We start from the raw sequence: 925 nt of genomic DNA, 5'->3' as shown, positions 1-925 counted from the left end.
GACGGTGCAGGACACCGTGGTCCAGGTCATCGAACAGCAGATGAACGGGATCGATAACCTCAGGTACATCTCTTCGGAGTCCAACTCCGATGGCAGCATGACCATCATCGTCACCTTCAACCAGGGTACCAATTCGGATATCGCCCAGGTTCAGGTGCAGAACAAGCTGCAACTGGCGACGCCCTTGCTACCACAGGAAGTGCAGCAACAGGGTATCCGTGTCGCCAAGTACCAGCGCAACTTCATGATGGTGGTGGGCCTGGTCTCCAAGGATGGCTCCCTGACCAAGGATGACCTGTCCAACTACATCGTCTCCAACATGCAGGATCCCATCGCGCGGACCAGCGGTGTCGGCGACTTCCAGGTATTCGGTTCGCAGTACGCCATGCGCATCTGGCTGGATCCAGACAAGCTGTTCAAGTATCAGCTGACCCCGGTCGATGTCAGCAACGCAGTCAGCAGCCAGAACGTGCAGATCGCCTCGGGTCAGCTCGGTGGCCTGCCGGCGGTCAAGGGCCAGCAGCTCAACGCCACCATTATCGGCAAGACCCGCCTGACCTCGGCTGAGGAATTCGGCAAGATCTTCCTCAAGGTCGATCAGAGCGGTGCCCAGGTTCGGCTGCGTGACGTCGCGCGAATCGAACTGGGTGGTGAGAACTCGTCCATCGATGCCCAGTTCAACGGTAAGCCGGCTTCGGGCATGGCCCTGCGTCTGGCCACCGGGGCCAATGCCCTGGACACCGCCAAGGCGGTCCGCGCCATTATCGACCGCCTCAAACCGTTCATGCCCGAGGGCATGGACGTGGTCTATCCCTATGACACCACGCCGGTAGTAACGGCGTCCATTCACGAGGTGGTAAAGACCCTGGGTGAGGCGATCCTGCTGGTGTTCCTGGTGATGTTCCTGTTCCTGCAGAACTTCCGG

Annotated in this window: 1 protein-coding gene; it reads left to right on the top strand. The window is 59.7% G+C overall.

The features are described 5' to 3' along the window. Positions 1–925 (top strand): efflux RND transporter permease subunit (locus GSQ95_RS20275; protein ID WP_178123843.1); only part of this gene is annotated, 925 nt, incomplete at both ends.

It is taken from the genome of Pseudomonas sp. BAV 4579 (genome assembly GCF_009765395.1).
In the GTDB taxonomy this organism is placed as follows: domain Bacteria; phylum Pseudomonadota; class Gammaproteobacteria; order Pseudomonadales; family Pseudomonadaceae; genus Chryseomonas; species Chryseomonas aestiva.
This window is presented reverse-complemented; position numbering and strand designations above follow the sequence as displayed.